Origin of the sequence: uncultured Sulfuricurvum sp., from assembly GCF_937936435.1 — a bacterium.
Taxonomy (GTDB): domain Bacteria; phylum Campylobacterota; class Campylobacteria; order Campylobacterales; family Sulfurimonadaceae; genus Sulfuricurvum.
Genome location: NZ_CALDDG010000053.1, coordinates 1 through 6,660, shown reverse-complemented (window position 1 = coordinate 6,660; position 6,660 = coordinate 1). Strand labels below are relative to the sequence as shown.

Below are 6,660 nucleotides of genomic sequence, written 5' to 3'. Positions count from 1 at the left end.
CGGGAGAGAGTGTGATGTTACGCTCTTTCGGATAGAAACTGTAGCCCAACATCGGGATTTGTCCCCCGTCACCTTCGCTCCCCGTGCCGATTTGCGAATTATCCGCTGCCGTTTCGTCATTTGACCAATAGCTGTAATCCGGATTAAACGAAGTGTTTTTAGGCAATGCGTAGATTTCGCCGATACTCATCAAACGCCATGAGGTACCGAAAGAGCGGCAGTATTCTCCCGCTTGTTCCTGTGTGAGCGATTCGGCGGGAGCAAAACGGATTTCTCCCCACAGCGAAGAAGATATGAGAGAAGCAAAAAGAAGACTAGAGAGGCGCACAATCATCCGCCAGCAAATCGGCACGAAGTTTTTCGTACATCGATAAACCTGCCAATTCTCTGACGATCTCTAAAGCGAAACACATCGCTGTAGCGGGGCCGCGCGAAGTGAGGATATTGCCGCTCTTTACAACGGCATGTTTATCGCCGCTAAATCCGCCGGTACTAAGTTCATCTTCGATACCGGGATAACAGGTGTATCCCTCTTTGAGGACTCCTGCGGCATCAAGAGCAAACGGAGCCGCACAGATCGCCCCTATCGGTTTGTTCTGAGCATCCATCTCTTTTAGAAGCGATTGGACGGTAGGGTTTGCGGCAAGCGCTTTGGTACCGCCCCATCCCCCCGGAAGGACGATCATATCAAGTTCGTCCGCCTGCACATCCGCGATATCTCGGTCTGTCGCAATCGTGATTGCATGGGCACCCCGGACGGATGTTTCTCCCTGAAGCGAGCCGATGATTACTTCGACCTGCCCTCGGCGAAGCACATCGATGATTGTGACCGCTTCGATCTCTTCAAATCCGGTTGCAAGAGGGATCAGAACTGTCGACATGGAATTATTTTACTTTTTCCATATATTCACCTTCGACGGTGTTTACTCTGATAATATCCCCTTCGAGAACGTGATACGGAACTTGAACCACCGCACCGGTTTCAAGCGTCGCCGGTTTTTTAGAGGCACTCGATGTATCCCCTTTGAAGTTCGGAGCCGTTTCTACGATTTTAAGTTCCATGATTTCAGGTGCATCGACACTGATCGCTTCGTTGTTATGGAAAACCATTTGTACGTTCGTACCGTCTTTGATCCATTTCATCGCTTCGTCACACTGATCGTACGTCAAACCGAGTTGTTCATAGCTTTCATTATCCATAAACTGAAGCATATCGCCGTCGTCATACAAAAATTGCATCGTTTTGTGCGCCATGTTCGGTACTTCGAATTTATCGCCCGCATGTACCGTTTTTTCGATTACTTTACCGTTTTTAAAGTTTTTAACTTTCATTCGGACGAATGCCGCCCCTTTACCCGGTTTAACGTGTTGAAATTCAACTACTTTAAAAGGGACGCCGTCGATCTCAAGACGTACCGCTTTTTTAATATCACCCATTCCGATTGTTGCCATCGTATAAACCCTTGTCGCTATATTTTGTCCGAATTTTACCCGAATCTCGCCCGAATTTCAAACTGCGTGTAACTTATGGTATGATCGTAACTGAATATCACAGCATAATCTCAGAGTTTTTAGCTTGGTTAAATTCATTACCGAGTATAATAATACTTATAAAAAAAATCAGAATTACAAATACATTCTAAAAGGATGATGTTTATGCCAACCTTTTCGCGTCTTCTCGGTACATCATTACTGATAGGCTCATGCCATCTTTGGGGAGCCGGGCTTTCTCTCCCAGCGGCCCTTGAACTCCTGGAAAATCAAAATCTCGAAATCAAAAGCGCCGACCTGGACGTCAAAAGCGCCCACGCCGATGCCAACATAGCCCAAGGGTACAACTACGGTTCTCTCGATTTCTCCCAAAGCGCCATCCGTTCGAATGATGCGGGTAACGTCTTCGGATTCAAACTCAGTTCGCGGGAAGCGACCTTTGGAGATTTTGGTTTCAATGAGTTTTTAGCACCAATGGGGCAGGCCCTTTTAGGTGCAAATTCAGGAGCATTGACTCCCTCAGATATTCAAAATATGAATTCCATTCTTTCCATTGAGCCCAAGGACCTCAATTATCCCGGCTATCAAAACTATTTTCAAAGCAAACTCACCTATATGCTTCCCCTCTATACCGGAGGAAAGCTGAGTGCGTACGGCGACATCAGCGAGAAAATGGAAAAGATTAAAAAACTTGATGCCGCACAGGTTAAAACCGAAAAAATCTACGAAACCCGCAAAAGCTATTACGATATGGCATTGCTCCAAAATTCGATCGATCAGATGAATATCATCCTTAAAAATATTTCGACGCTTGAGCGGACGACACAGATGATGATTCAGGAAGGGTATGCCAAAAAAGTGGATCTTCTCGAAGTCGAAGCGAAAAAATCGAATGTCGAGCGGGCTATCACCGAAATGGAAGCCAACAAAAAGCTCCTCTATCACTATCTCAGTTTCCTGCTCAACGAGCCTGTTACAGAGATCGAACTGCCGCGTAACGACTACCCCGCATCTACTCTCAGTGAAAGCGAAGTACTAGAAAACAACACCGATTTGAAAAAAGCGAAAGAGGGACTCGACATCCGAGATAGAATGGTCGACGTCGCCTATGCACCGTTTCTCCCGCAAGTGGGGGCTTTCGCCGAAGCGAGCAGTGCGGACAATACCTTTTTAGGCGATTTCAACGATCACAAAGCCTATACAATCGGTGCAAAACTGAGCTGGAACCTCTTTAACGGCGGAGTCGATAAAAACGGTGTCGAAAAAGCCCGTGTCGAAAAACTCAAAACCGCAACGCAGGTCGAATTGGCCAAAAAAGGGATTGCGCTTCAGTACGACAAAATCCAAACCGAGATTGAAAGTCTAAACGCTCAGGTCAAAAGTCTCACCAAAGAGCTCGAACTGGCTAATCAAATCTACATGAACTACGAAGGGCGTTACCACGAGCATCTTGCGTCGATGAGCGACGTCATTATCAAACAATCGTCTCAAATTGAAAAAATCCTAAATCTGCAAGCGGTTAAAAACAAACGCAACGAGCGCATCTTTGCCCTCGAAAAACTTAGCAACGGAGTCAAATAATGAAATTTTGGATCACTTCACTCGCCTTAGCTTCGACACTCAGTGCCGCAGGGCTCAGCTTATCGGGAAGCGTCATCAGCGATAATCAAAAAATGATTACGAGCCGCAATATGGGATTCGTCACTGCCGTCAATGTATCCGAAGGATCACGTGTAACCCGGGGACAGCTTCTGTATACCATCGACTCGAAAGAGATCGATTCGGCTAAAACTCAGGTCGAATTGGGAATCGCCCAAGCAGAACTCTCGCTTCAAATGTATCAAAACCAATATGCCAACCTCGAGCTCAATCTCGAACGTAACAAACGCCTTTTGCAGCAGGATATGGTTTCTAAATTCGAAGTCGAGAATCTGGAACTTTCCCGCAAAAACCTCCAAAACATGATTAACATCTCCGAACGTCAGGTGGCTCAGGCGAAAGCACGTCTCAAAGAGGTTGACAACCAGTACAACTATCTACGCATCACCGCGCCGAATAACGGTGTCGTTATCCAGAAAAATATCAAAGTCGGGGAAATGGCGATGCCGGGGATGCCCGCTATCGTTCTAGCGGATTTAAATGATCTTAAAATCGACGTCGAAGTGGCCGAAAACAACCTCCAGCTCGTCCCGATCGGCAAAAAAGTCAAAGTAAATATCCCTTCGGTCGGATATGTCGGTATCGGCCGTGTCAGTGCAATCATCCCGAGTTCCAATCCGATGACCCATTCCTTCCGAATCAAAGTCTCCTTTAAAGCCAAACAAACGGTCTATCCCGGTATGTACGCCACCGTCGAGATTGAATAGGAGCTCATATGCACGCATCACACTCCTATCAACCCAAAGACAGTGCCGGCAAACTTGCAAAAGCCTTTTTACGTAATCCGCTTACCCCTATTTTAGGGATTTTTCTTCTGGTTATCGGCTACATGGCTCTCATGCTGATGCCGCGTGAAGAGAACCCCCAAATGGTTGTCAGCGGCTCTACCGTCATCGTCGCTCTACCCGGAGCAACCGCAAATGAAGTCGAAAACGTCATCGTCAAACCCTTAGAGCGCAAACTCAAAGAGATTAAAGGGGTCGAACACATCTACGGCATGGCGATGGATAACGTCGCCGTCATTAATGCGGCCTTTTTTATCGGTGAGGCCAAAGAGGACTCAAACCTCAAAATCTACGACAAAATCATGCAAAATATGAGCATCCTTCCTAAAGGTGCCATGCAGCCGATCATCAAACCGCTCGACATCGATATCGACATTCCGATCGTTTCGGTCGCTTTTTATGCCAACAATCCGAATATGGACCCGACGATACTCTACGATCATGTCAAAGAGATTCAACACCATATTAACGGCCTTCCCAATGTCGCAGTAACCGATATCAAAGGGGCAAAAAAGCACCAGTTTAACGTTTTGGTAGATATGAATCGCCTCAGCGGCTACAACCTTTCGCTCGGACAAATCGTACAAGCGACACAATCATTGGCCTATAACGTCCCGGAGATCAAGGGAAAAACAAAAGATAATCAGATCGTGATGATCGGGGTACGCAATGCGATCGAGAGCGTAGAAGATGTCGGCAATATCATCGTCGCCCAATACGGCGGCTCGGCGATTTACCTGCGCGATGTCGCCACCGTAACGGCAGGCAGCGATATCCAAAACTTCAAATCGGCGCTTGTCAGTGTCAAAGACGACAAAGGAACATTTTCTCCTTTAAAAGACCAAATCACGCTAACCGTCTCTAAACTCCAGGGGACTAATGCCGTTATTATTGCCGATGCCGTCAAAGAAGAGCTCGCCAAGTACAAAGAACAGATGAAATCCGAGGGAATCAGCTACGTCATCACCCGCAACGACGGGGAACGAGCTAACGAAGCGGTCAATGAGTTGGTATTTCATCTCATTTTATCTATCGTGATTATCGCTATTTTGCTGGTCTTCGTCCTCGGATGGCGCGAATCGCTAATCGTTACGTTCACCGTTCCGGCTATTTTGGCGATCACCCTCTTTATCGCCTATCTCAGCGGCCAGACGGTCAACCGAATCACCCTCTTTGCCTTTTTGCTAAGTCTGGGGCTTCTCGTTGATGCGGCCATCATCGTTATCGAAAATATCCATCGCCATTTCCATGCCCCGGGGGCAGCGGAGAGAGATGCCGATGAATTGATGATCGAAGCGACCGATGAGATCGGCGCTCCGACCAACATTGCGACGCTCGCTATTATCCTCACCATGGTACCGATGGCGTTCGTAGGGCAAATGATGGGACAGTTCATGAAACCGATTCCGGCCAACGTTCCGGTCGCTCTAGTCGCTTCATTGTTCGTCGCCTATATCTTTACCCCGTATCTGGCGATTCGGCTGTTAAAAAAACCTGACCACGACGGAGGTCATCACTAATGTATAAAAAATTCGAAAACTATCTTCTTGATCTTCTAAAGCATCCTTCCAAGAAGAAAAAAGTCTTATTAGCCACCTTAATCGCATTTATCTTTGCGGTGGCACTTATACCGACCAAAATCGTCCTTGCCAAAATGCTGCCGGGGAAAAACAACGATACCTATACGATTTATATCGATCTTCCTAACGGCAGTTCGATCGAACAAACCCGTCAGGTGAGCGAATGTGTCGTCGGTATTTTGCAGCATGAAAAAGAGGCATTGGATACCGAGGTCTTTTTGGGCGAAGGCTCCCCTCTCGATTTTGCGGGTCTGATCAAAGGATCGCACTTCAAAAACTCTGAAAACGTGGCCGAAGTCGTCGTCAACCTGACTAAAAAACATGATCGTGACGAGCCTTCGTATATGATGGTTCAACGCCTGCGCCCGGTTATTCTCAAACAATGCGAATCGATGACGCCGCAAACCAATATCAAATCTATCGAACCCCCTGCCGGTCCTCCGACGATGGCAGCTGTTGTTGCCGAAATTTACGGTAACCATGCCGAGGGTATCCGTCATTTGAGCGAACGGGTAAAAGGCGTTTTCCAAAAAACCGACGGCCTGGTTGATATCGATATCATGCAAGACGAAATTTATGACAAATTTGAAGTGCGGGTCAATACCGATAAAATCAGTAAATCGGGACTCAGTGTCAAACAAGTCAACGACATTTTGTATCTGGCGTTCGAAGGGATGGGGGTAGCCGTTAAAAATTCGCAAAAAGCGACTGAACAGATTCCTATTTTTATTACCCTGACGCCGGAGGGGAAAAAATTCGATTCCCGAGATCAATCGGCGATCGAGATGAAACTCTCCAGCCTCAAATTGATGAATCAAATGGGGATGATGGTACCGATCACGGAAGTGGTCGATATCGTTACCGTCAAATCCAATCCGATGATCATGACCAAAGATTTGCACCAAATGACCAACGTCTTGGCTGAGACCGATATGGTGTCACAAGTCTATCCTCTGATGGCGGCCCGCAATACGATCTTAAATACCTTTACCGATGAGTATGAGATCCATAAAACAGGGTTGTTCAATCTCGAACTGATCGACAAAAAAACCAAACAGGTCTATGAACTCAAATGGGACGGAGAGATGAAAGTCACTCAGATCGGAAGAGCGTCGTGTAGGGAAAGAGTGTAGATCTCGGTGGTC

Annotated in this window: 6 protein-coding genes; 3 read left to right on the top strand and 3 right to left on the bottom strand. The window is 46.9% G+C overall.

Annotated features, from left to right (window positions below):
- The 3 genes from Q0389_RS06325 to efp all read right to left on the bottom strand — a co-directional run.
- Window positions 1-328 (bottom strand): hypothetical protein (locus tag Q0389_RS06325; protein WP_298692836.1); only part of this gene is annotated, 328 nt, incomplete at its 3' end.
- The gene (locus tag Q0389_RS06320) at window positions 315-881 is read right to left on the bottom strand and encodes a DJ-1 family glyoxalase III (RefSeq protein ID WP_298692834.1); all 567 of its coding nucleotides are present in this window, start codon (window positions 879-881) and stop codon (window positions 315-317) included. The genes Q0389_RS06320 and Q0389_RS06325, both read right to left, overlap by 14 nt.
- A 4-nt stretch (window positions 882-885) precedes the next feature.
- Window positions 886-1,452 carry an elongation factor P gene (efp, locus tag Q0389_RS06315; RefSeq protein WP_298692832.1) on the bottom strand — a complete coding sequence of 189 codons (567 nt, stop codon included), beginning with the start codon at window positions 1,450-1,452 and terminating at the stop codon, window positions 886-888.
- Between the two features lie 204 nt (window positions 1,453-1,656).
- Between efp and Q0389_RS06310 the strand changes: the two genes are divergently transcribed.
- The 3 genes from Q0389_RS06310 to Q0389_RS06300 are packed head-to-tail and all read left to right on the top strand — an operon-like array spanning window position 1,657 to window position 5,455.
- Window positions 1,657-3,072 (top strand): TolC family protein, encoded by a 1,416-nt coding sequence (locus Q0389_RS06310; RefSeq protein ID WP_298692830.1) that lies wholly within the window; start codon window positions 1,657-1,659, stop codon window positions 3,070-3,072.
- Window positions 3,072-3,857, top strand: a complete 786-nt coding sequence (locus tag Q0389_RS06305; protein ID WP_298692828.1) for an efflux RND transporter periplasmic adaptor subunit — start codon at window positions 3,072-3,074, stop codon at window positions 3,855-3,857. Before Q0389_RS06310 ends, Q0389_RS06305 begins: the two co-directional genes overlap by 1 nt.
- An 8-nt stretch (window positions 3,858-3,865) precedes the next feature.
- The gene (locus Q0389_RS06300) at window positions 3,866-5,455 is read left to right on the top strand and encodes an efflux RND transporter permease subunit (RefSeq protein ID WP_298692826.1); all 1,590 of its coding nucleotides are present in this window, start codon (window positions 3,866-3,868) and stop codon (window positions 5,453-5,455) included.
- Window positions 5,456-6,660 lie beyond the last annotated feature (1,205 nt).